At 68.6% G+C, this 22,823-nt stretch carries 22 protein-coding genes; 12 read left to right on the top strand and 10 right to left on the bottom strand.

Going from position 1 to position 22,823, the window contains the following annotated elements:
• Positions 1-40: 40 nt before the first annotated feature.
• Genes SK854_RS08730 through SK854_RS08710 form a run of 5 tightly spaced genes read right to left on the bottom strand, consistent with a single transcriptional unit; the run spans position 41 to position 4,484 of the window.
• Positions 41-481 carry a nuclear transport factor 2 family protein gene (locus SK854_RS08730; RefSeq protein WP_319974494.1) on the bottom strand — a complete coding sequence of 147 codons (441 nt, stop codon included), beginning with the start codon at positions 479-481 and terminating at the stop codon, positions 41-43.
• Complete coding sequence (locus SK854_RS08725; RefSeq protein ID WP_319974493.1) at positions 478-1,338, bottom strand: TIGR03619 family F420-dependent LLM class oxidoreductase; 861 nt, start codon at positions 1,336-1,338, stop codon at positions 478-480. Before SK854_RS08725 ends, SK854_RS08730 begins: the two co-directional genes overlap by 4 nt.
• Positions 1,335-2,477 carry a thiolase domain-containing protein gene (locus tag SK854_RS08720; RefSeq protein WP_319974492.1) on the bottom strand — a complete coding sequence of 381 codons (1,143 nt, stop codon included), beginning with the start codon at positions 2,475-2,477 and terminating at the stop codon, positions 1,335-1,337. The genes SK854_RS08725 and SK854_RS08720 overlap by 4 nt, the downstream gene beginning before the upstream one ends.
• The gene (locus SK854_RS08715) at positions 2,477-3,532 is read right to left on the bottom strand and encodes a thiolase domain-containing protein (protein WP_319974491.1); all 1,056 of its coding nucleotides are present in this window, start codon (positions 3,530-3,532) and stop codon (positions 2,477-2,479) included. Before SK854_RS08715 ends, SK854_RS08720 begins: the two co-directional genes overlap by 1 nt.
• A gap of 7 nt (positions 3,533-3,539) precedes the next feature.
• Positions 3,540-4,484, bottom strand: a complete 945-nt coding sequence (locus SK854_RS08710; RefSeq protein ID WP_319974490.1) for a Zn-ribbon domain-containing OB-fold protein — start codon at positions 4,482-4,484, stop codon at positions 3,540-3,542.
• A gap of 45 nt (positions 4,485-4,529) precedes the next feature.
• On the opposite strand from SK854_RS08710, the gene SK854_RS08705 reads away from it, so the two are divergent.
• Genes SK854_RS08705 through kstD form a run of 4 tightly spaced genes read left to right on the top strand, consistent with a single transcriptional unit; the run spans position 4,530 to position 9,261 of the window.
• Positions 4,530-5,573, top strand: coding sequence for an LLM class F420-dependent oxidoreductase (locus SK854_RS08705; RefSeq protein ID WP_319974489.1), 1,044 nt, complete (start codon positions 4,530-4,532; stop codon positions 5,571-5,573).
• A 25-nt stretch (positions 5,574-5,598) separates the two neighbouring features.
• Positions 5,599-7,113, top strand: coding sequence for an acyl-CoA synthetase (locus tag SK854_RS08700; RefSeq protein WP_319974488.1), 1,515 nt, complete (start codon positions 5,599-5,601; stop codon positions 7,111-7,113).
• Positions 7,106-7,558 carry a pyridoxamine 5'-phosphate oxidase family protein gene (locus SK854_RS08695; RefSeq protein WP_319974487.1) on the top strand — a complete coding sequence of 151 codons (453 nt, stop codon included), beginning with the start codon at positions 7,106-7,108 and terminating at the stop codon, positions 7,556-7,558. Before SK854_RS08700 ends, SK854_RS08695 begins: the two co-directional genes overlap by 8 nt.
• Positions 7,555-9,261 carry a 3-oxosteroid 1-dehydrogenase gene (kstD, locus tag SK854_RS08690; RefSeq protein WP_319974486.1) on the top strand — a complete coding sequence of 569 codons (1,707 nt, stop codon included), beginning with the start codon at positions 7,555-7,557 and terminating at the stop codon, positions 9,259-9,261. Before SK854_RS08695 ends, kstD begins: the two co-directional genes overlap by 4 nt.
• Here kstD and SK854_RS08685 read toward each other — a convergent pair.
• The 3 genes from SK854_RS08685 to SK854_RS08675 form a co-directional block, all read right to left on the bottom strand.
• Positions 9,258-9,980, bottom strand: a complete 723-nt coding sequence (locus SK854_RS08685) for an HAD family hydrolase (protein ID WP_319974485.1) — start codon at positions 9,978-9,980, stop codon at positions 9,258-9,260. The two genes, kstD and SK854_RS08685, sit on opposite strands and share 4 nt — an antisense overlap.
• A gap of 41 nt (positions 9,981-10,021) precedes the next feature.
• Entirely contained in the window at positions 10,022-10,792 is a 771-nt protein-coding gene (locus SK854_RS08680) for a hypothetical protein (RefSeq protein ID WP_319974484.1), read from the bottom strand.
• 95 nt (positions 10,793-10,887) lie between these two features.
• Positions 10,888-11,679, bottom strand: coding sequence for a crotonase/enoyl-CoA hydratase family protein (locus SK854_RS08675; RefSeq protein ID WP_319974483.1), 792 nt, complete (start codon positions 11,677-11,679; stop codon positions 10,888-10,890).
• Between the two features lie 74 nt (positions 11,680-11,753).
• On the opposite strand from SK854_RS08675, the gene SK854_RS08670 reads away from it, so the two are divergent.
• Together SK854_RS08670 and SK854_RS08665 are read left to right on the top strand one after the other, a co-directional pair.
• Positions 11,754-13,340 carry an acyl-CoA synthetase gene (locus SK854_RS08670; RefSeq protein WP_319974482.1) on the top strand — a complete coding sequence of 529 codons (1,587 nt, stop codon included), beginning with the start codon at positions 11,754-11,756 and terminating at the stop codon, positions 13,338-13,340.
• Positions 13,321-14,409 carry an NAD(P)H-dependent flavin oxidoreductase gene (locus SK854_RS08665; RefSeq protein WP_319974481.1) on the top strand — a complete coding sequence of 363 codons (1,089 nt, stop codon included), beginning with the start codon at positions 13,321-13,323 and terminating at the stop codon, positions 14,407-14,409. Before SK854_RS08670 ends, SK854_RS08665 begins: the two co-directional genes overlap by 20 nt.
• Here SK854_RS08665 and SK854_RS08660 read toward each other — a convergent pair.
• Positions 14,393-15,304, bottom strand: a complete 912-nt coding sequence (locus SK854_RS08660) for an acyl-CoA dehydrogenase family protein (protein ID WP_319974480.1) — start codon at positions 15,302-15,304, stop codon at positions 14,393-14,395. The two genes, SK854_RS08665 and SK854_RS08660, sit on opposite strands and share 17 nt — an antisense overlap.
• A gap of 22 nt (positions 15,305-15,326) precedes the next feature.
• Positions 15,327-16,487 carry an acyl-CoA dehydrogenase family protein gene (locus SK854_RS08655; protein ID WP_319974479.1) on the bottom strand — a complete coding sequence of 387 codons (1,161 nt, stop codon included), beginning with the start codon at positions 16,485-16,487 and terminating at the stop codon, positions 15,327-15,329.
• A 45-nt stretch (positions 16,488-16,532) separates the two neighbouring features.
• Between SK854_RS08655 and SK854_RS08650 the strand changes: the two genes are divergently transcribed.
• The 6 genes from SK854_RS08650 to SK854_RS08625 all read left to right on the top strand — a co-directional run bounded on the left by SK854_RS08650 (position 16,533) and on the right by SK854_RS08625 (position 22,747).
• Positions 16,533-16,724: a ferredoxin gene (locus tag SK854_RS08650; RefSeq protein ID WP_319974478.1), complete on the top strand. Its 192-nt coding sequence runs from the start codon at positions 16,533-16,535 to the stop codon at positions 16,722-16,724.
• 245 nt (positions 16,725-16,969) lie between these two features.
• A complete protein-coding gene (locus SK854_RS08645) occupies positions 16,970-18,055 on the top strand; it encodes a Zn-dependent alcohol dehydrogenase (RefSeq protein ID WP_319974477.1) in 1,086 nt (361 codons plus the stop codon).
• A 23-nt stretch (positions 18,056-18,078) separates the two neighbouring features.
• Entirely contained in the window at positions 18,079-18,927 is an 849-nt protein-coding gene (locus SK854_RS08640) for an SDR family NAD(P)-dependent oxidoreductase (RefSeq protein ID WP_319974476.1), read from the top strand.
• Between the two features lie 8 nt (positions 18,928-18,935).
• Positions 18,936-20,441: an aldehyde dehydrogenase family protein gene (locus SK854_RS08635; RefSeq protein ID WP_319974475.1), complete on the top strand. Its 1,506-nt coding sequence runs from the start codon at positions 18,936-18,938 to the stop codon at positions 20,439-20,441.
• Positions 20,442-21,191, top strand: a complete 750-nt coding sequence (locus SK854_RS08630) for a glucose 1-dehydrogenase (protein ID WP_319974474.1) — start codon at positions 20,442-20,444, stop codon at positions 21,189-21,191.
• A 74-nt stretch (positions 21,192-21,265) separates the two neighbouring features.
• The gene (locus SK854_RS08625) at positions 21,266-22,747 is read left to right on the top strand and encodes an alpha/beta hydrolase (RefSeq protein ID WP_319974473.1); all 1,482 of its coding nucleotides are present in this window, start codon (positions 21,266-21,268) and stop codon (positions 22,745-22,747) included.
• Positions 22,748-22,823: the final 76 nt, after the last annotated feature.

Raw genomic sequence — 22,823 nt, 5'->3', positions numbered from 1 at the left:
GGGCCCCTCCGGTGTCGCGGAGGGGCCCTCAGTCATGAACTCAGGACTCGACGCGCAGGGTGGCGAGCGCCCGTTCGGTCTCCCAGAACGCCCGCATCGACTTGATCAGCCCGTCCTCGCCCACGTTGTAGACGAACACGCCCTCGGTGTCGACGCGCGCACCGCCGGGCAGGAACGCGCTGATCGTGCCCACGTTCGCGCACTCCGAGCCCGCCGCGAACGAGTCGTGCATCGCGAACTCGAAGCGCTCGACGTTGGCGATCGCGAGGTCCCAGAAGGCCGCGATCGCCTCCTTGCCGTGGTGGCCCTTGCCCTCGGCGTCGAACATCGACGGGCCCACCGGGTCCTCGACGACGGCGTCCTCGGCGAACAGGGCCAGCCACTCGTCCTTCTTGCCGCTCGACACGGCCTCCATGGAACGCCACGAGGCCAACCGGGCAGGGGTTTCGGTCTTGGACGCCGTCCAAGTAACTGCGGTCACGCGAACTCTCCGATCACCTCGTCGGCGAAGCGCCGAAGTCCGTCCTTCTTGGCCTGCAGGCTGCCGTCGAAGCCGACGCCGTAGAACAGCCACGGCACGACGATCGTGTCGGTCACGCCGATCTCGTCGAGCTGCTTGTAGCCGTCGAGACCGAACCGGTCGATGCACACGGCCTGGATCTCGAACGGCCGCTCGAAGCAGCCGAGGTCGGTGAGCTGGGCGATCACCGACTTGAGCTCCTCGAACTTGATCATCGCCGACGTCCAGCCGTCACCGACGCGGGCGGCGCGCTTCAACGCGGCGGCGGAGTGGCCGCCGACGTAGAACGGGACTGGCGACGTCGGGGCCGGCGACATCTGCAACCGGTCGAAGTCGAAGTAGTCGCCGTGGTATTCGACCATTCCGCCACCGAGCACGAGCTTCAGAATGTCGATCATCTCGTCCACGCGCGGGCCGCGGTTCTTGTACGGCACACCGCACCACTCGAACTCCTCCGGCGACCAGCCGAGTCCGACGCCGAACCCGAAGCGGTTGCCGGTCATGTGCGCGACCGAGCCGACCTGACGGGCGAGCAGCAACGGGTTGCGGGAGCCCAGTTTCAGGACCTGCGTGTAGAAGTTGATCCTGGACGTGACGGCGCCCATCGCGGCGGCGGCGACGAACGGGTCCACCCACGGGGTCTCGGCGTTCCACATGCGGGAGCCGTCCGGGGTGTACGGGTAGTCCGCGGACACCTTCTCCGAGAAGAACAGGGAGTCCGGCAGCGCGATCGAGGCGTAGCCGCACTCCTCGGCGCACTGGGCCAACTCGGTCAGCTGGTCGAGCGGGCTCATGGCGATTCCGACGGTGAACTTCACGGCCTCTCCGATCCTACGACCCACATGGCGAAGAACTGCGAACCACCGCCGTACGCGTGGCCCAGCGCGACCCGCGCGCCGTCGACCTGGTGGTCTCCCGCGGTGCCCATGACCTGCATCGCGGCTTCGGCGAAGCGCAGCAGACCGGAGGCGCCGATCGGGTTGGACGACAGCACGCCGCCGCTCGGGTTCACCGGCAGACGACCGCCGATCTCGGTCTCGCCGGCCTCGGTGAGCTTCCAGCCCTGGCCGATGTCGGTGAAGCCGAGGTTCTCGAGCCACATCGGCTCGAACCACGAGAACGGCACGTAGATCTCGGCGGCGTCCACTTCGGACAGCGGATCGGTGATGCCCGCCTGTTTCCACAACGCCCTGGCGGCGTCCTGGCCCGCCTGCGGGTTGACCTGGTCGCGTCCGGCGAACGTCGTCGGCTCGGTGCGCATCGCGGTCGCGCGGATCCAGGCGGACTGGCCCGACGTGGGTTCCGCACTGATCACCACCGCGCAGGCGCCGTCCGAAGAAGGACACGTTTCGTCGTAACGGATCGGGTCCCACAGCATGGTGGAGGCCTGCACCGACTCGACGGTGATGTCCGGTTGTTTGAGGTGCGCGTAAGGGTTTTTGGAACCGTTGCGCCTGTCCTTGGCCGCGACCATCGCACCGATGTGCTCGGGCGCACTGGCTCGGCGGATGTAGGAACGCACGTGTGGCGCGAAGTAGCCGCCCGCGCCCGCGTGCACGGGCATCGTGAACGGCGTCGGCACGGACAGTGCCCACATCGCGTTCGACTCGGACTGCTTCTCGAACGCCACGGCCAAAACGCGGTTGTGCACGCCGGACTGGACGAGCGACGCCGCCACGTTGCCCGTGCTGCCGCCGACCGAACCGGCGGTGTGCACGCGCAGCAACGGTTTCCCGACCGCGCCCAGAGCGTCGGCGAGGAACAGTTCGGGCATCATCACGCCCTCGAACAGGTCCGGTGCCTTGCCGAGGACCACGGCGTCGATGTCGGACCAGTCCACGCCGGCGTCGGCCATCGCGCGGTCGATCGCCTCACGGCACAGGCCCGCCATCGACACGTCGAGGCGTTTCGCGGCGTGGTGCGTCTGGCCGACGCCGACCACTGCTGCCGGTCGCATCACTGACGCCCTTCCATCACGCAGACGAGGTTCTGTTGGAGCAACGGGCCGCTGGTCGCGTGTCCGAGGACCTTGGTCGCCGAACCGTCGTGGATCCGTCGGGCGGCCTCGCCGATTCGCGCCAGCCCGGCCGCGAACATCGGATTGCCCGCGAGCACTCCGCCGGACGGGTTCACGGTCACGTCGTCGCCGAGCCCGAGTGCCTGGCGCAGCAGGATTTCTTGGTGCGTGAACGGCGCGTGCAGCTCCGCCACCTCGACGCCGTCGGCGCCCGCCGCCTTGCCCGCGGCCACCGCCGAGGGAGAAGTGGTGAGGTCGCGCGTGCCGAACGACGGCGAGTCGGTCCGGTGTTCGAAGCCGGTGATCCACGCCGGACGTTCGCACAACTCGCGTGCTCGATCTCCGGCGGCCAGCACGATCGTGGCCGCGCCGTCGGTGATCGGCGCGCAGTCGTGGCGGCGCAACGGATCCGCGACGTAAGGCAAGGTCAGCAGTTCGTCGGCATCGACCTCGCCGGATAGCTGCGCCAGCGGGTTCGAGAGGGCCGCGGAACGGCTCTGCGCGGCCACGGCGGCCATCGCGCGCTCGTCCCACAGCCCGTTCTCGATGCCCATGCGCGCCTGAATCCCGGCCAGGCCGAGCGAATCCGGCCACAGCGGCGTCACGAGGTAGGGGTCGAGCTGCATCGCCATGACCCGCCGCAGTTGACCGGCCGACGACTTGCCGAAGCCGTAGACCAGCGCGGTGTCGATCTCACCGCAGAGCAGCTTCACCCACGCCTCGTACAGGGCCCAGGCCGCGTCCATCTCGACGTGCGACTCGGCGATCGGCGGGAAGGCGCCGATCGCGTCGACCGCGGAGACGAACGAGAACGCGCGCCCCGCCAGGTAGTCCGAGGAGCCCGAGCACCAGAACCCGATGTCGGTCTTGGTGATCCCGAGCCCGCCGAGCACCTCGTGGAAGATCGGCACCAGCATCTCGACACCGTTGGTGGTGCCGTCGGTCTCGCGCACGCAGGGCGTCTGCGCGAAGCCGACTACCGCAATGTCACGCACGCGAGCCTCACAGGTGCTGGGAGTAGGAGTCGAACGGCGCGTCCGGCTCGCCGGACGGCCTGAAGTGGTCGATGTTCTGCATCGTCGGGCCCCACTCCTCGCGCGGCTTCCAGACCGCCTCCACGCGCATGCCCATCCGCACGTCCTCCGGTGCGACGCCGAGCAGCAGGTGCAGGAACGGGATGTCCGCGCCGTCGAGCAGCACGTACGCCGAGACGTACGGCGGCGGGATGCGCTGGCCGAGGAACGGCACGTTGACCACGCAGTACGTCGTGATGGTGCCGCGGTCGGACAGTTCGATCTGGTCCGTCGTCGGCACGCCGTCCACTGGGCAGGCGGGGCGTGGCGGGAAGTAGACCTTCTCGCACACCGGGCAGCGCTGGGCGATCAGCCTGCCTTCCATGAGGCCGCGCAGGAACGGGTCTTCTGTCGGCGACGCCGAGTGCGTGTAGTGCAGGTTCACCGGTGTCGTGACCATCGTGACGGCCTCCGCCTCGACCGGTGGGTCGGCGGGTTCGTCGGAGATCTCGAAGCACTCGATGTCGGTGATCGCGCCGACGCGTTCGCCACGCCACCTTGCGCGCACGCGTGTTCCGGTCGCCATCTGATCCGGCGAGCCGGCGTCGACGGCGTGCAGCAACGAGGTGTCCGCGCCGTCGAGCTGGATCAACGCCCACGCGAACGGCCGGTCGAGCGGCTGTCCTTCGAGAGGTTCGGGAATCCACGACCACCCGCGCACGACGCCGGTCGCCGTCACGTCCACGAACTCATGGAGGCGTTCGGCGGTCACGGGGTCGTACTCCAGCGGCGGCACGTGCACGCGCCCGTCACTGCCGCGGATCCCGGTCACCTTGCGGCGGCGGAGATCCGAGAGGAACCGGCCCAGCGTCGGGCCGAGCGAGCGCGTGTAGTCGAAGCCAACGTCGAGCGGAGCACTCAGCGGCCGAGTCACAGATCAAAGTGAAACAGGTTCTCGAAATGGTGGCAAGATGGGTGCATGAAGCTCGGTCTGCAGCTCGGGTACTGGGGCGCCGGTCCGCCTCAGAACGCCGCTGAACTCGTGGCGGCGGCGGAGGAATTCGGCTTCGACGCGGTGTTCGCCGCCGAGGCGTGGGGGTCGGACGCGTTCACCCCGTTGGCGTGGTGGGGATCCGGGACCTCGCGCGTGCGGCTCGGCACATCCGTCGTGCAGATGTCGGCACGCACACCGGCCGCCTGCGCGATGCACGCGCTGACCCTGGACCACCTCTCCGGCGGCCGGTTCGTGCTCGGGCTGGGCGTGTCCGGACCGCAGGTCGTGGAGGGCTGGTACGGGCGGCCGTTCGCGAAACCCCTGGCCAGGACCAGGGAGTACGTGTCGATCCTGCGGCAGGTGATGGCTCGCGAGGCGCCGGTGCGCAACGACGGCCCGCACTACCCGTTGCCCTATCAGGGGCTGGGCGCGTTGGGGCTCGGGAAGCCGTTGAAGCCCATCACCCATCCGCTGCGCGCTGACCTGCCCATTTGGCTCGGTGCGGAGGGTCCGAAGAACGTCGCGCTGACGTCGGAGATCGCGGACGGGTGGCTCGCCATCTACTACGCGCCCAGGCTCGCCGGCATGTACGACGAGTGGTTGGACGAAGGCTTCGCGAAATCGCGCCAAAAGGATTCTGCTCGTACCAGGGAGAACTTCGAGGTCGCCGCCACCTGTCAGGTCGTCGTGACCGACGATCCGGAGTCCGTGCGGGCGACGCTGAAGCCGTTCGTCGCTTTGTACATCGGCGGAATGGGTGCACCCGGCATGAACTTCCACGCCGAGGTCTTCACCCGCATGGGATACGGCGAGGTCGTCCAGGACATCGGCAAGCTGTTTCAGGCAGGTCGCAAGGACGAGGCGGCGCAGGTGGTTCCGGACGAGCTGGTGGCCGAGATCAGCATCGTCGGCAGTGCCGAGCACGTGCGCGACGAGGTTCGCCGGTGGGAGAAGGCGGGCGTCACGACGCTGCTCGTCGGATGCCGCGACGTTGCCTCGATCAAGGCCTTGTCGGAGGCTTGTCAGTAGGTGAAACGCGTTCTACTTTGAGGGTGTGGTCACAGGACTCTGGAACATCGCTGCCGATCAGCCGGACCTGACCGCGCTGGTCGATCCGAGTGGTCGGGAGATCACCTACTCGGAGCTCGCGGACTCCGCGAACCGCTACGGACGCGGGTTCCGGGCCCTGGGGCTCGAACCCGGCGACAGCATCGTGCTGATGCTGCCCAACAGCGCCGATCTGGTGTCGGTGTACTTCGCCGCCTTCCAGACCGGCCTCTACGTCGTGATGGCCAACTGGCACCTGACCGGGGCCGAGGTCGCGTACCTCGTGCAGGACAGCGGAGCGAAGGCTTTCGTCGCCCACGAACGGTTCGCGGCCGCCGCCGCGGAGGCCTCGGCCGGCCTGCCCGCCAACGCCCGGTTCGCGGTCGGGGACATCCCGGACTTCGAGCCGCTGGCGAAGCTCGGTGCTGGAGAGGAAGGCCGTCCCGAGGGGCGCACCACGGGGTCGCCGATGCTTTACACCTCGGGCACCACCGGCAGGCCCAAGGGCGTGCGCAGGCCGTTGACCGGCGCCGATCCGGACGTCGTGCCGCCGGCCGCCCCCTGGTTCTTCGGCATCTTCGGGATCAAGCCGCACGACGGGCACGTGCACCTGTGCGGGTCGCCGCTCTATCACACGGCGGTGCTCAACTTCGTCGTCATCTCGATCCAGCTCGGCCACACCGCCGTGCTGATGGACCACTGGGCGCCTGAGGACATGCTGCGGCTGATCGAACGGCACAAGGTCACCCACAGCCACATGGTGCCGACGCAGTTCCACCGGCTGCTGGCACTGCCGGACGACGTCAAAGCCAAGTACGACATGGGTTCGCTGCGCGCGATGATCCACGGCGCGGCGCCGTGCCCCCTGGAGGTCAAGCGCCGCATGCTCGACTGGTGGGGACCGGTCGTGATCGAGTACTACGCGGCCACCGAGGGCGGCGGCACCGCGATCACCGCTCAGGAATGGCTGCGCAAACCGGGTTCCGTCGGCCTGCCCTGGCCGACGTCCGAGATCAAGATCCTGGGCGAGGACGGCACCGAGCTGCCCGTCGGCGAGCAGGGCCTGGTCTACATGCGGATGGGCGACGCGACCTTCGAGTACCACAAGGACGCGGAGAAGACCCGTGCCGCGCGGGTGGGCAAGCTGTTCACGTTGCAGGACATCGGGTATCTCGACGAGGACGGCTACCTGTTCCTGTGCGACCGCAAGAACGACATGATCATCTCCGGTGGTGTGAACATCTACCCGGCGGAGATCGAGGGCGAGCTCATCTGCCATCCCAAGGTCGCGGACGTGGCCGTGTTCGGCGTGCCGCACCCGGACTGGGGCGAGGCGATCAAGGCCGTCGTGCAGCCCACGGACGGAGTGGTCGCCGATGACGCACTGACCGAGGAGCTGCTGGAGTTCGCGCGCACGAGGCTCGCCAAGTTCAAGCTGCCGCGGACGATCGAGTACCTCGCCGAGCTGCCGCGCGATCCGAACGGAAAGCTGTACAAGCGAAAGCTGCGCGATCGTGCGTGACGCGATCAAGATGTCGGCCGAAGAGGTCGAGGCTTTTCTGGGTGAGCAGAAGACGTTGATCGTCGCCACCATCGGCCGCAACGGACTGCCGCACCTCGCGCCGATGTGGTTCGCGTGGGTGGCTGGCGAACTCGTGTTCTGCACCGACCGCAAGTCGCAGAAGATCGTGAACCTGCAACGGGACCCGCGCTGCAGCGTGCTGGCCGAGGCGGGGGAGACCTACGACCAGCTGCGCGGCGTGCACATGGAGGGCGTCACCGAGTTCACCGAGCTCGGCCCTGTCGTGGACGCCGTGGTGGCGCGCAACTTCGGCGAGGTCGGTTCGGAACCCGAAGCCCGCGAGGCCCTGCGCAAGGCGATGTCGAGGCGCGTCGCCGTGATCTTCCGTCCGACCAAGACCGCCAGCTGGGACCACCGGAAGACGATGTCTGGAGTGACCCCATGAACCTGAACCGCCGTCAGGTGCTCGCCGGAGCCGGTCTCGCACTGGCCTCGGGACTCGTCAAACCGTCATCGGCCTCCGCGGACCTCGGCGAGTTCGACGTCGTGGTCGTCGGCGCGGGTGCGGCCGGCATGACCGCCGCGCTCACCGCCGCCAAGCGCGGACTGAGTTGCGTGGTCGTGGAGAAGGCACCGACCTACGGCGGTTCGGCCGCCCGGTCCGGTGCGGGCATCTGGATCCCCAACAACGAGGTGATCCTGGCCGCCGGCATCCCGGACACGCCCGCGAAGGCCGCGCAGTACATGGCGGCGGTCGTCGGGGACATCCCGCTGGTGCGGCAGCAGGCCTACCTGTCGCACGGGCCGCAGATGATCTCGTTCGTCATGCGCAACAGCCCGCTGCGCTTCCGGCACATGGACGGCTACAGCGACTACTACCCGGAATACCCCGGCGGCATCGCGAAGGGCCGCTCGATCGAACCCGAGATGATCGACGGCCGGATCCTCGGCGCCGAGCTCGCGAACCTGAACGCGCCCTACCTCGCCACCCCGGCGGGCATGGTCATCTACGGAGCCGACTACAAATGGCTCGCACTCGCTCTCGTCAACGCGAAGGGTGCGGCGACCGCCGCGGCCGCGTTGGCCAGAGGTACGGCGGCCGCGTTGGCCGGTCAGAAGCCGTTGACCATGGGCCAGGCGCTGGCCGGCGGTCTGCGGGCGGGCCTGATGCAGGCGAACGTCCCGGTGTGGCTCAACACCGGCCTCCAGGACCTGGTCGTGGAGAACGGCGCCGTCAAGGGAGTGCTGACCTCACGGGGCGTCGTGCGCGCCCGGCGCGGCGTGATCATGGGCTCCGGCGGCTTCGAGCACAACGCGGCGATGCGCGCCCAGTACCAGCGCCAGCCGATCGGTACGCAGTGGACCGTCGGCGCGAAGGAGAACACCGGCGACGGTCACCGCGCGGGCCAACGGGCAGGCGCGGCGCTCGACCTGATGGACGACGCCTGGTGGGGACCGGCCATCCCGACGCCGGGCTCCCCGTACTTCTGCCTCGCCGAACGCACGCTCCCCGGCGGCCTGATGATCAACGCGGCGGGTAAGCGGTTCGTCAACGAGGCCGCGCCCTACAGCGACGTCGTGCACGTCATGTACGACAAGAACCCCGCCGATCCCTGCATCCCGGCCTGGCTGGTCGTGGACCAGAACTACCGCAACAGGTACCTGTTCGCCGACGTGGCCCCGACCCTGCCGCTGCCCGACGGCTGGTACCAGTCGGGCGCCGTGGTGAAGAACTGGTCCCTGGACGGCCTGGCTTCGGCCATCGGCGTCCCGGGAGCGGCGCTGAAGTCGACCGTCAGCCGGTTCAACGGCCAGGCCATGACCGGCCGCGACCCCGACTTCAAGCGCGGCGACAGCGCCTACGACCACTACTACACGGACCCCGCGGTCATCCCGAACTCGTGCCTCGCGCCGCTGTGGGCACCGCCGTTCTACGCCTTCAAGATCGTGCCCGGCGACCTCGGCACGAAGGGCGGCCTGGTCACCGACGCGCGGGCCCGCGTGCTGCGGCCGGACGGTTCGGTGATTCCCGGGCTGTACGCGGCGGGCAACGTCAGCTCGGCCGTGATGGGCCACAGCTATGCCGGGGCGGGGTCGACGATCGGGCCCGCCATGACGTTCGGGTACATCGCGGCCAACGACGTCTAGACGCAGCGGCAGAGCGCGGGCACGTCCACGAACCGCACCTCGTCGGTGATCTGCACGAACGGCCAGCCACCGGTCTCCGCGAGCAGGAGATCGGTGGTCGTGCTGTCGCCCGCGACGAGACACACGGTCCGGCCGTCCGTCAGCGCGGTGCGGACGGCCGCGGTGAACTCGGCGGTGCCCTTCGGATGCCCGACCTCGCCCGAGACGAACACGCGCTCGAACCGGTCGGCCAGCCCGGACAGTTGTATCTTCGCGCGCTGGAGCGACCGGCAGCCGTCCGTGGCGAGCCACAGTTCGTGGCGTTCGCGCAGCGAGTCCAATGCGGACTCCACGCCGGGGAACGGCCGCACCAAAGCCCTGCGCAGCCTGCGGAACGCCAGCGCGGCCTGTGCGGCGTCGGCGGCACTTCCCAGGTCGTGCAGGGCTAGCCGCCACGCTCGCACGTCGTTGCCCACCAGTGCCTGAACGGTCTCGCGCGGCATCGGCAGGTCGTGGAAGTCCGCCCAGAGCGCCTCCCAGGACGCGACCCGTTCGACCTCGCGATGGGTGACGAGCCGGTGGTCGCGCCACTCCCGGCGGGCGGCGGCGAGCACCGTGTCGACGGCCTGTTCGGTGGCGGCGATCGCGAACTCGTCCAGCACCGCGGCGATGGCGGCACGCGCCGCGGCGCCGTCCGGGATCAGGCAGTCGTCGAGGTCGACGATGACGACAGATCTCACGGATCCGATGCTAACCACGTCCCTCCCGAGTCGAGCGACGTCTAGGCGGACTCCCACACGGTGACCTGGCCGGTGATCGCGCTGCCGTCCAGCACCGTGACGTCGATGCGGAAGATCCGGCCCTCTGGGGTCTTCCCGCAGACCCGGCTGCCCACGACCACGTTGTCCGCGTCCAGCGTGGAGTTCTTCTCGAGGTGCGTCACGCACTCCTGCTGCCCCGGCACGCCGTCGCTGTGCCACTCCGCCAGCCAGTAACCGGGGTCGCCGTGCAGACGGGTCGGCGTGAGCGCCCAGACGTTCGACTCCGGTACGTCGCGCGGGATGGCGGGATCCAGGTGAAAACTGCCGAACCGCAGCTCGCCGCTATACCGCACGCCGGACTGGGTGATCGGTGCCGCGGCTGAGGTGACCTTGGTCTTCGGCGTGTGCGTGGCGGTGATCGACGTGCCGCTGACCGTGCGCGGAGTCGATCCGGGCGGCACCGGACGGTTCGCACCGACCATTGTGGCGGGAGTCCGCGCACCGGCCGCGGAGGACGATGCCGAGGCCGTGGTGGTCTCCGCCGGGACAGAACTCGCCCCGGCCAGCGGGGTCTCAGTGATCGGGTCATTCGGCGACACCAGTTGCACGGCCGTCAGCGTGGCGCCCGCGACGATCGCCACCGCCGGCACGGCCAGGTACTGCACCGCCTTGAGCCACCGGGGCCTGGCGGGCTCGCCCAGGTAGACGTCGCCCATCGACGTGGCCTGCAACGACGTGCCGTGGACATCCCCGCTGATGTCGTTCTCGGCCGACTGATCGGAGTGTTTCAAGACCTGCACCTGCCCCGGACCGCGGATGTTTGATACGCAGATCGGAGCAGTCCCGCGAAGTGTTACGGGCACGAACGAATTGGTTCGAGAGCTGTCTAGCGGCCTTTGAACTCCGGCTTGCGCTTCTCGGAGAAGGCGCGCGGGCCTTCCTTGGCGTCCTCGCTGGAGAACACCTCCATCCCGAGCCGAGCGTCCACTTCGAACCCGTCGTTCTCGTGCATGGCTTCGGTCTCCCGCATGGTCTGCAGGATCTTCTGGACCGCGATCGGCCCGTTGGCCGTGATCAACGCGGCCAGTTCCATCGCCTTGTCGAGCGCCTGACCGTCCGGCACCACGTGCCCGATCAGCCCGATCTCCTTGGCCTCCGCCGCGCGGATGTGCCGTCCTGTCAGCAGAAGGTCGGCCGCGACCGTGTACGGGATCTGCCGTGGCAACCGGACTGCCGAGCCGCCCAGCGGGAACAGGCCCCAGCGCGCTTCCGAGACTCCGAACCGCGCGCTCTCGCCGGCCACGCGGATGTCCGTCGCCTGAAGGATTTCCGTGCCGCCCGCGACCGCGGGTCCTTCCACCGCCGCGATGAGCGGTTTCGTCAATCGACGACCTTTCAGCAGTGGTTCGATGACGGAGAAGTCGAACTTGCCGGCGTTCTCGCTGGGATGGTTGGACGTCATGGCCTTCAGGTCCGCGCCCGCGCAGAACGAGCCGCCCGCGCCGGTGAGGATGCAGACGCGCACGTCCGGATCGGAGTCCACGCGGTCCCACGCCTCGCGCATGATGGCCAGCATCGGGCCGGACAACGCGTTGCGAACCTCCGGGCGGTTCATCGTGACGACCAGGACGTTGCCGACCAAGTCCACCAACGCATGTGGTTCCGTCGTGGTCGTCATTCACGCGCCTCCTGGATCGAGTCTGACCGCACGGGGGATTGTCCAGAACAGTAACACGTTCTACTTTGCCTACCATGGCCCTCAACGTCGCAGACCTCGTTGAACACGCCGCCGACACCGTGCCCGACCGGACCGCGCTCGTGTGCGGGTCCAAGAGGGTCACCTACGCCGAACTTGAGGCGCGAGCCAACAAACTGGCTCACCACCTGGCAAAGAACGGCGTGACACAGGGTGCGCACGTGGGGCTCTACGCGCGCAACTCGATCGAGCTCGTCGAGGCCATGCTCGCGGTCTTCAAGCTGCGTGCCGTGGCCATCAACGTCAACTACCGCTACACCAAGAACGAGTTGCAGTACTTGTTCGGTGAAGCGGATCTGACGGCACTCGTACACGAACGGCGGTACTCGCCGTTGGTCGCGGAGGTCGGTGCCCCCGGCCACACGGTCGTGATCGACGACGAGACGGAAGAGACGTTCGCGGGCGCAGACTACGAGACCGCGCTCGCCGAGGAGTCGGCGGAGCGGGACTTCGGGCCGCGCAGCCCGGACGACCTCTACATCCTGTTCACCGGTGGCACGACCGGCATGCCCAAGGGCGTGATGTGGCGGCACGAGGACGTGTGGCGCACGCTCGGCGGCGGCATCGACTTCGTGACCGGCGAGCGGTTGACGGACGAGTGGCAGCAGTCCAAGGCCGGCAAGGACTACGGGCTCGTCCGGCTGTGCCTGCCGCCGCTGATCCACGGCGCGGCGCAGTGGGCCATGCTCGGCGCGTTGTTCAGCGGCAGCACGGTCGTGCTGGTGCCCAAGTTCGACCCCGCCGAGATCTGGCGGGTGATCGAAAGGGAAAAGGTCCAGGTCGCCGCCATCACCGGGGACGCCATGGGCCGGCCCCTGATCGAGGAGTTCCAGCGCGGCTCCTACGACGGCTCGTCGCTGTTCATCCTCAACAGCAGCGCCGCCCTGTTCTCGTACACCGTCAAGAAGCAGTACCAGGAGCACCTGCCGCACACGACGCTGCTGGAGTCGATCGGGTCGAGCGAGACCGGGTCCACCGGCATCGGCGCGGTGTCGAAGGAGATCGTGAAGACCGACGGCACCAAGGTGAAGCTCAACGAGGACACCATCGTCATCGACGAGGACGGCAACAAGCTCGAACCGGTGCCCGGCGTGATCGGCAAGCTGGCGCGCGGCGGGCACATCCCGATCGGCTACTACAAGGACCCCGAGAAGACCGCGCGGATGTTCGTGGAGGTCGACGGCAAGCGGTTCACCGTGCCCGGCGACTTCGCGAGGTTCGAGGAGGACGGCGACGTCACGTTGCTGGGACGCGGCAACACCTGCGTCAACACCGGTGGCGAGAAGGTGTTCCCCGAGGAGGTCGAGGGGGTGCTGAAGTCGCATCCGGACGTGTTCGACGCGCTCGTGATCGGCATCCCGGACGACCTGCTCGGCCAGCGCGTCGGCGCGATCATCCATCCGCGCGACGGTGCGACGCCGACACTGTCCGAACTGGACGCCCACGTGCGCGAGACCCTCGCGGGCTACAAGGTGCCGCGTTCGTTGTGGCTCGTCGGCGAGATCGGCCGGACCCCCAGCGGCAAACCCGACTACCAGTGGGCGAAGCGCCACGTGGAGGACCATGCGCACCAGCCTGTGTGACGAGTTCGGCATCGAGCACCCCGTCTTCGGCTTCACACCGTCCGAGCACGTGGCGGCGGCGATCAGCAGGGCGGGCGGGCTCGGCGTCCTCGGATGCGTGCGGTTCAACGACGCGGAGGACCTCGACCGCGCTTTGACGTGGATGGACGAGAACACCGAGGGCAAGCCGTACGGCGTCGACATCGTCATGCCCGCCACCGTGCCGAAGGAAGGCACGCAGATCGACCTGGCCGGACTCATTCCGCAGAGCCACAAGGAGTTCGTGCAACAGACTCTGCTGAAGCTCGGCGTGCCCCCGCTGCCCGACGGTGAGGGCGGCGACGGCGTGCTCGGCTGGCTGCACTCGGTCGCGCGCTCGCACGTCGACGTGGCGCTGGAACACCCGATCCGGCTCATCGCGAACGCCTTGGGCTCGCCCCCCACCGACGTCATCGAACGAGTGCACGCGGCCGGAGTTCCGGTGGCTGCTTTGGCGGGCAAGGCCGAGCACGCGCGCAGGCACGTCGCCAACGGCGTCGACATCGTGGTGGCGCAGGGTTACGAGGCCGGCGGCCACACGGGTGAGGTCGCGTCGATGGTGCTCGTGCCGGAGATCGTGGACGCGGTGGACGTCCCGGTGCTCGCTGCGGGTGGCATCGGTTCGGGCCGCCAGGCCGCGGCGGCGATGGCGTTGGGTGCCTCCGGGGTGTGGATGGGCTCGTACTGGCTCACCACGGCCGAGTACACCCTGGGGAACACCAGCACCAAGGAGGCGTTGCTCGCCGCCGGTTCCAGCGACACCGTCCGCACCCGCGTCTACACCGGCAAACCCGCGCGGTTGCTGAAGACGCGGTGGACCGAGGCGTGGGCCGAGCCGGGCGCCCCGGACCCGTTGCCGATGCCGTTGCAGAACATCCTGGTCAGCGAGGCGCATCTGCGGATCGCCCGGTCCGACGATCCGTCCGTGGTGTCGATGCCGGTCGGGCAGATCGTCGGGCGGATGAACGACGTGCGCCCGGTCGCGGACGTCATGGCCGAGCTGCTGGCGGAGTTCGACGTGACGGTCGAACGCCTCACCAAGCTGCGCTGAGTTTGAGGAGCTGGGCGGTCGCCCCGCCCAGCTCGAACTCGTTGCGCTTGGCCGCGGTGAAGTACTTGTGCACCTCGTGGCTCATGTCGATGCCCGTCCCGCCATGAACGTGCACGGCGGTGTGTGCGACGCGGTGTCCGGCGTCGGCCGCCCAGAACTTCGCGGTGGCCACCTCTTCCGAAGCGTCCAGGCCTTCGGAGAGCTTCCAGGCCGCCTGCCAGAGCGTCAACCGGATGGCCGCGACGTCGATGTACGCATCAGCAAGCCGTTGCGCCACTGCCTGGAAGCTGCCGATCGGCCGGTCGAACTGCACGCGGGTCCGCGCGTACTCGGCCGTCAGCTCCAGCGCGCGTTCGGTCACGCCGAGTTGCAGAGCGCACAACCCCAGCGTGTACCTAGTGATCAGCCAGCCGGGGGAGAGGCCGGGCACCAGTTCCCCACCGGAATGCTCGAAGGACCCCGCGTCCGAGCCGTCGACCAGCTCCTGCGCCGTGATCTCCAGCTGGTCCGCCTCGACGAGGAACACCTGCTCGTCGTGTGCCACCAGGAAAGCTGCTGCCGTGCTCGCGAACGGCACGGTCGTCTTCACGCCGTCGGCCTCGGCGAGTGCCACGGACAGCACGGTTCCCGGCGTGAGCCAGCGTTCGCGCTGCTCGGGCGTGCCGAACTCCGCCAGCGCGGACGTCGCGACCGCCGTGGACAGATAGGGCACGGGGGAGACCGCGCGGCCCAGTTCGATCAGCACTGAGCACTGCTCCAGCACGCCGAACTCGTCGGGCTGCTCCGGCACGACCCCGGACTTCACGAGGTCGAGCCACGGCGAGTCGGACGAGTCGAGGATCTTGCGGGTCAGGGCGGCGAGCTCGCGTTGCGCCTCGGTCAGGGTGAAGTCCACGAAGTCTCCTTGCCGAAGCGACTTATCGGGGCACCGCGGGCAAACCGAGGCCCACGCGCGCGATGATGTCCCGCTGGATCTCGTTGGTGCCGCCGCCGAACGTGAGGATCAGCGACGACCGGTGCATGCGCTCCACCCGGCCGTGCAGCAATGCTCCCGGTGAGCCGGTGCGCACGATTCCGTTGGCGCCCAGCACCTCCATCAGCAGCCGGTAGCCCTCGGTGGCGAACTCGGTGCCGAACACCTTGGTGGCGGACGCTTCCGCGGGAGACGGAGCCTCGTCGCCGCCGGACGCGATCCGCCAGTTGATGAGCTTGAGGAACTCGGTCTTGGCGTGCACGCGGGCTAGGTGCAGGCGCACCCACTCCTGTTTCGCGGCACCGGTTTCGTCCGCCCATTGACGAACCTCGCGCAGCGCGGTCTGCAGGGGCGCGGCCGAGCACAGGGCGACCCGTTCGTGGTTGAGCTGGTTGGTGATGAGCTTCCAGCCCTTGTGCTCCTCGCCGATGAGGTTCGCCGCCGGCACGCGCACGTTGTCGTAGAAGGTGGCGCTCGTGGTCGGGCCGGACATCGTCGGCACCGGCGTCCAGGAGAAGCCGGGGGCCGTGGTCGGCACCATGATGATGCTCAGGCCCCTGTGCCTCTGCGACTCCTGGTCGGTGCGGCAGGCCAGCCACACGTAGTCCGCGTACTGGATGAGGCTCGTCCACATCTTCTGGCCGTTGATCACGTACTCGTCGCCCTCTCGGACGGCTCGCGTGCGCAGCCCGGCGAGGTCCGTGCCCGCCTCCGGTTCGGAGTAGCCGATCGCGAAGTGCAGCTCTCCGGACGCGATCTTCGGCAGGTAGAACGCCTTCTGCTCCGGCGTTCCCATGGACATGATCGTCGGCCCGATGGAGTTCAGCGTCAGGAACGGCACGGGCGCGCCGGCCGCGGACGCCTCGTCCAGGAAGATCAGCTGCTCGATCATCGGACGGTCGCGGCCGCCGTACTCCCGCGGCCAGCCGATGGTCAGCCAGCCGTCGAGCCCCATCTGGCGGACGGTGTCCTTGTAGGCCTCGCCGTCCCCGTAGTCGCCGCCACCGGCGAGACCGGCCCTGCGTTCGGGCGTCATGAGCGCGGCGAAGTACGCCCGCAGCTCCTGGCGCAACTGCTCCTGTTCGGGCGTGAAACCGATGCGCATGACCGCTACTCTAGAACAAGTTCTACTTGATGTCAGGAGGCCGCGATGAAGGTCGGCGTCGACCCTTCGCTGTGCGAGGCGCACGGGGAGTGCATGTCAATCCTGCCTGAGGTGTTTGACCTTGACGATGACGAGGTTCTGCAGATCCGGGACGGTGAGCTGGCCTCGGGTGAGGAGGCTTCGGCCGAACGTGCCGTCGCCTCGTGCCCCAAGGGCGCGCTGCGCCTCTCACGCTGATGGGCCTTGTCATGAACAAGAACAGATTCTAGTGTGCGACGGGTATGCAGTGCCGCGACCGGTGGTCATCGCCGCGTCTTTCGGCGCTCAGCAGGGCGCCTCGCGGCACCGCCCCCACGCCCCCGTACAACCAGTACGAGGACGTGGGGCCGGCACCACGACGCACCCGTCTGAACGTCGAAATACGGGGCAATGACCACCGGTCGCGGCACCGGGCCGTGTGAGCTCAGCGAGGAGTGATACCGGTGAAGGCTGCCGTGCTCAACCAGGTAGGCGACGACAAGCTCGAGCTCCGCGACGACGTGACCACCGCTCCGGTGGGGCCGCAGGAGATCCGCATCAAGATCAAGGCGTGCGGGGTGTGCCACAGTGATCTGTCCGCAATGGACGGAACGCTGCCCGCGCTGACCCCCGGCATCGTCGGGCACGAGGGTGCCGGCGAGATCGCGGAGATCGGGAGCGCCGTGACGTCGCTCGCGGTCGGCGACCACGTGGCGATCACGTTCGTGCCGCCGTGCGGGAAGTGCGCCCAGTGCGTCACGGGCCAATCGCATCTGTGCCTCGTGCACACCATTTCGGCGTTCACGTCACCGAGGTTCGTCGTCGGGGGCAACCCGGCCTTCGGATACGCGGGACTCGGCGCGTTCGCCGAGGAGATGGTCGTGCCCGCCGACGCCGCGGTGAAGATCGACGACGACGTGCCGTGGGAGATCGCCGCGCTGTTGTCGTGCGGAATCCTGACCGGTGTCGGAGCGGTGCTCAACACCGCGAAGGTCGAACCGGGCTCCAGCGTCGCCGTGATCGGCTGCGGTGGTGTCGGTGTCGCGGTGATCCAGGGCGCGCGGCTCGCCGCCGCGACGCGGATCGTCGCGATCGACCCGGTGCTGGAGAAGCACGAGGTGGCGCAGAAGTTCGGTGCCACGCACGCGACGACGCCCGACGGCGTCGCGGACCTGAACAACCAGCTGAACTTCGGCATGGGCTTCGACTACGTGTTCGACGTCGTCGGCCTGCCCGCGACCATCCGCCAGGCGTGGGACCTGACCCGCCGCGGTGGCCACACGGTCGTCGTCGGCGCGGGGCGGGCGGACGCGATGGTGTCGTTCAGCGCCCAGGAGCTCTTCCTGCACGACAAGACCCTGCACGGATCGTTCTACGGGACGGCGAACTTCCGCCGGGACATCCCGCGCATGATCGCGCTGTGGCGGCAGGGCCGGCTCGATCTCGAAAGCATGATCAGCAAGCGGATCCGGCTCGAAGACGTGAACGAGGGCCTGCAAGCCCTGCGTGGCGGAGGATCGCTGATCCGCCAGGTCGTTCTCTTCGACTGACACATCTCTTCTGGGAGTCTCTTGTGGACCTTGCGGGGAAGGTCGCCGTGGTCACCGGCGCCGGTGCCGGGCTCGGCCGCGCGGAAGCGCTGGAGCTCGCGAGAGCCGGTGCGTCGATCGTGCTCAACGACCTGCCGGGATCGGCCGACGCCGCTGCGGCCGAGATCGAGGAACTGGGCGCGAAATGCGTCGTGGTCGAGGGTGATGTGGGCGAGCGGAGCACCGCCGACGCCCTCGTCACCGCCGCGATGGAGCAGTTCGGCGGGTTGCACGTCCTCGTGAACAACGCGGGTGTGCTGCGCGACCGGATGTTGTTCAACATGTCCGACGAGGAGTGGGACCTGGTCGTACGGGTGCACCTGCGCGGCCACTTCCTGTTGTCGCGCAACGCCGTCTCGCTGTGGAAGCAGCAGTCGAAGGCGGCGGGTGAACCGGTCTACGCCAGGATCGTCAACACCTCCTCGGAGGCGTTCCTGCTCGGCTCGGAAGGCCAGGCCAACTACGCGGCGGCCAAGGCCGGCATCGCGGCGCTGACCGTGGCGACCGCGCGGGGCACCAGCCGTTACGGCGTACGCGCCAACGCGATCTGCCCGCGCGCCCGCACCCAGATGACCGCGCACGTGTTCGGCGACGCACCAGAGGGCGACGACTCACTGGCGCCCGAGCACGTCGCGAAGTTCGTCGCGCACCTGGCCGGCCCGTCCGGCGACAAGATCAACGGCCAGGTCTTCGTCGTGCACGGCGGCATGGTCGCGCTGATGGCCCCACCGACCGTCGAGCGGAAGTTCGGCGCGTTCACCGATCTCGACGGCTACTTCGCCGATCGCGATCCACAAAGGACTTTCGCCTGCACGGACACGATGGATCTGTAGGAGGAGCTGTGCCGCTCACCGTCCAACCGCATCGCGAGACGCTGGGCCTCAAGGACGGCCGGCTCCTCATCGGAGGCGAGTTCCGCGAGGCGGACGAGACCTGGACCCACCACCACCCCGCCACCGGCGAGGAGATCGGCAGCTTCGCCGTCGCGTCGGCCAAGGACGTGGACGCGGCGGTGCTCGCGGCCCGCAAGGCGTTCGACGAGGGACCGTGGCCCCGCAGCCGGGCCGGCGAACGCATCAAGATCCTGCGCCGGTACAGCGATCTGTTGCGCGAGCACGCGGACGAGCTGCGTGGCCTGCAGGCGCTGGACAACGGCGTGCCTCTGTCGTTCGGCCAGATCTACGCCACCTCGGTCGGCATCGCGGCCGACATCTTCGACCACCACGCTGGCTGGATCGACAAGGTCGGCGGTCAGACCCTGCCGCCGTACCAGGGCGGCGACCACCTCGCGATGACGTTCCGCGAACCGGTCGGCGTCGTCGCGGCGATCCTGCCGTGGAACGCGCCGTTCGTGCTCTTCGCCCAGAAACTCGCGCCCGCACTGGCCGCGGGCTGCACGGTCGTGGTGAAACCGTCGGAGTACGCGTCGTTCTGCGTGATCCGGATGGTCGAACTGCTCATCGAGGCAGGCCTGCCGGAAGGCGTGATCAACCTCGTCACCGGCCCCGGCAACCCGACCGGCGAGGCGCTGATCACCCATCCGGGCGTCGACAAGATCAGCTTCACCGGCAGCCGGACGGTCGGCCGCCGGATCGTCGAGGCCTCCGCCGGCACGATGAAGCGCGTGTCCCTGGAACTGGGCGGGAAGTCGCCGGCGATCGTGTTCGCGGACGCCCCGAACGTCGGCCTGGCCGCGATGACCTGCATGGGCATGGTCACCATGGGCCTGTCCGGGCAAGCTTGTGTCGCACACACACGAGCCTTGGTGCAGCGGGACGCGCAGGAAGAGTTCATCTCGATGGCGCAGATGCTCGCGGGCGCGGTGACGTTCGGCGACCCGTTCGACCCCGCCGTGCTGGCCAGCCCGCTGATCAACGCCAAGCAGCTCGAACGCGTGCTCGGCTACATCGAGCGCGGTCAGGAGGAGGGTGCCAGGCTGGTCACCGGCGGCACCCGGCTCGACGGCGACTACGCGTCAGGAAACTTCGTCGCGCCAACGATTTTCGCCGACGCCAACAACGACATGGCGATCGCCCGTGACGAGATCTTCGGCCCGGTGCTGACCGTCGTTCCGTTCGACGACGAAGCGGAAGCCATCCGCATCGCGAACGACACCGAGTACGGCCTGGGCGCCGGCGTCTACACCAACGACGTGCGGCGCGCGTTCCGCGTCTCGAAGGCGTTGCGCGTCGGAATGGTCGGCATCAACGGGTTCCAGCTCGAACCGCACCTCCCGTTCGGCGGCTACAAGCAGTCGGGCCTCGGCCGGGAGGGCGGGCAGAGCGCCTACGAGGCCTACACCGAGCTCAAGACCGTGATGATGCCGCTGACCGACGAGATGATGTAGATGCGGCTGGACGGAAAAGTCGCCCTGATCACCGGCGCGGCCCGGGGTCAGGGCGCCGCCGCGGCACGCCGGTTCGTCGCCGAGGGCGCGCGGGTGATGATCACCGACGTCCTCGACGACCAGGGCAAGGAGCTCGCGGCCGAACTCGGTGCCGAGTACTGCCACCTGGACGTGTCGTCGGAGGACGAGTGGGCCGAGGCCGTCGCGTTCACCGTGCAGACCTTCGGCGACATCACGGTTCTCGTGAACAACGCCGGAATCCTGCACTTCTCGGCTTTGGCCGAGACGAAGCTCGCCGACTACCAGCGGGTGATCGGCATCAACCAGGTCGGCACGTTCCTCGGCATGCGCACGATCGTCCCGTCGATGCGGGCCGCGGGCGGTGGGTCGATCGTGAACGTGTCGTCGGTCGAAGGCCTGGGCGGCATGCCGTATCTGGTGGCGTACACGGCGTCCAAGTTCGCGATCCGGGGCATGACCAAGGTCGCCGCGATGGAGCTGGGGCAGCACGGGATCCGGGTGAACTCCGTGCACCCCGGTGCCATCGACACCCCGATGGTGAGCGAGGCGCTGGGCCGGCCGATCGACGTGTCGCCGATCGGCAAGAAGCTGGCACTGCGCCGGATCGGGCAGCCGGAGGACGTCGCGAACGTCGTGCTGTTCCTGGCCAGTGACGACAGCGCGTACTGCACGGGCGGGGAGTTCGTGGTCGACGGAGGGGCGACGGCGACGCACGCGCTGAGCGGCTGACTCCTGCCGGCACGCAACCCGGTTGATCTCCATGGCGTCTTCATGACCGAGAGATCGAACCTGGGGAGCTCTAGTTGAAATCACTACTGTTGACGGCCGCGCTGCTCGTCGGACTGGCGCCGGTCGCGCTCGCCGCCGAAGAGGCGCAGACGCCCGTCCTGTCGTGGCAGGACTGTCAGGACGGGTTCCAGTGCTCGACCGCGAAGGTCCCGCTGGACCACGACCAGCCGTCCGGCTCGAAGATCGACCTGGCGCTGATCAGGCTGCCCGCGACCGACCCGTCGAAGCGGATCGGCTCGCTGTTCGTGAACTTCGGCGGGCCCGGAGCGTCCGGTGTGGACAGACTGCGGGCTCGCGGCAAGTGGGAGTGGTTGTTCTCGTCCGAGCTGCGGGCGCGGTTCGACGTGGTGTCGTGGGATCCGCGTGGCATCGGCCGTTCGGCGACCGTGCGCTGCTTCGACAGCGTCGAGGAGCAGCAGTCGTTCCTCAACTCCATCCCGGTGTATCCGGACACCGCGGCGGAGGAACCCGCCTTCTACGACAGCTACCGCGAGTTCGTCCGGCGCTGCGAGGAGAAGTCCGGCGACCTGCTGGACCACGTCTCGTCCGCGAACACGGCCCGCGATCTCGACCTGCTGCGCAAGGCCGTGGGGGACAAGAAGCTGACGTACCACGGCATCTCGTACGGCACGCACCTCGGCGCGATCTACGCGAACATGTTCCCGGACAAGGTTCGCGCGCTCGCGTTCGACGGCTCGCTGGACTTCATCGGCAACGCCACCGGGCGCGGTGACCAGGGCACGACCGTGCCGCTGGACACCCGCCAGGACGTGCCGCGCGGTGTCGCCGAGACGTTCGACCAGTTCCTGCGCCTGTGCGCGGCTCCCGGTGCCCAGTGCGCGTTCGCGGGCGGCGACCTGAGGCAGAAGTGGGCGGACCTCGTCGCGAAGGTGACGGCGTCTCCGGTGACCACGCCGGACGGCCGCTTCGACCGCGTTTCGCTGATCAGTCTCGTGTGGGACGCGCTGGCGCAGCCGGACACCTGGCAGGACACGGCTCGTGTGCTGCAGGGGGTCTGGGAGGCGCCGGCCTCGCTGACGGCGTCGGCCGACTACGTCACGAACCGGTTCGAGGGGTTCAACGCCGTGCAGTGCTCGGACAGCGACTTCCCGCGCGACCCGGCCGTGTACTCGAAGTACGGCAAGAGCGAGGACGAGCGCGTTCCCTACTGGGGCCGTGCCGTGGTCTTCGACATGATGGCCTGCGCGTTCTGGCAGGGCCGTGACGAGGACCGCTACACCGGGCCGTGGAACCGCAGGACGGCGGCGCCGATCCTGTTCATCAACAGCAGGTTCGACCCGTCGACGCCGCTGCACGGTGCTCGCGACGGAGCGGCGGAGATGGCCCGCACCGGGTTCCTGACCGTCGAGGGGTACGGGCACACCTCCATGTACGTGCGCAGCGCGTGCGCGGAGAAGGTGAAGCGGGAGTACCTCTTCACCGGCGTGCTGCCTGCTCAGAAGACGTGCGGCATCGACAAGTCGCCATTCGCCTGAGAGTGCCTTGCGTTGTCCGTTCCGATCTGACTACGGTAAGGAAAATGAACCGGTAAGAATTCTGAACTGATGGGGG

Origin of the sequence: Lentzea sokolovensis (assembly GCF_033949975.1) — a bacterium.
GTDB lineage: Bacteria > Actinomycetota > Actinomycetes > Mycobacteriales > Pseudonocardiaceae > Lentzea > Lentzea sokolovensis.
The sequence above is the reverse complement of the archived record's forward strand: the minus strand, read 5'-3'. Positions and strand labels throughout refer to the sequence as shown.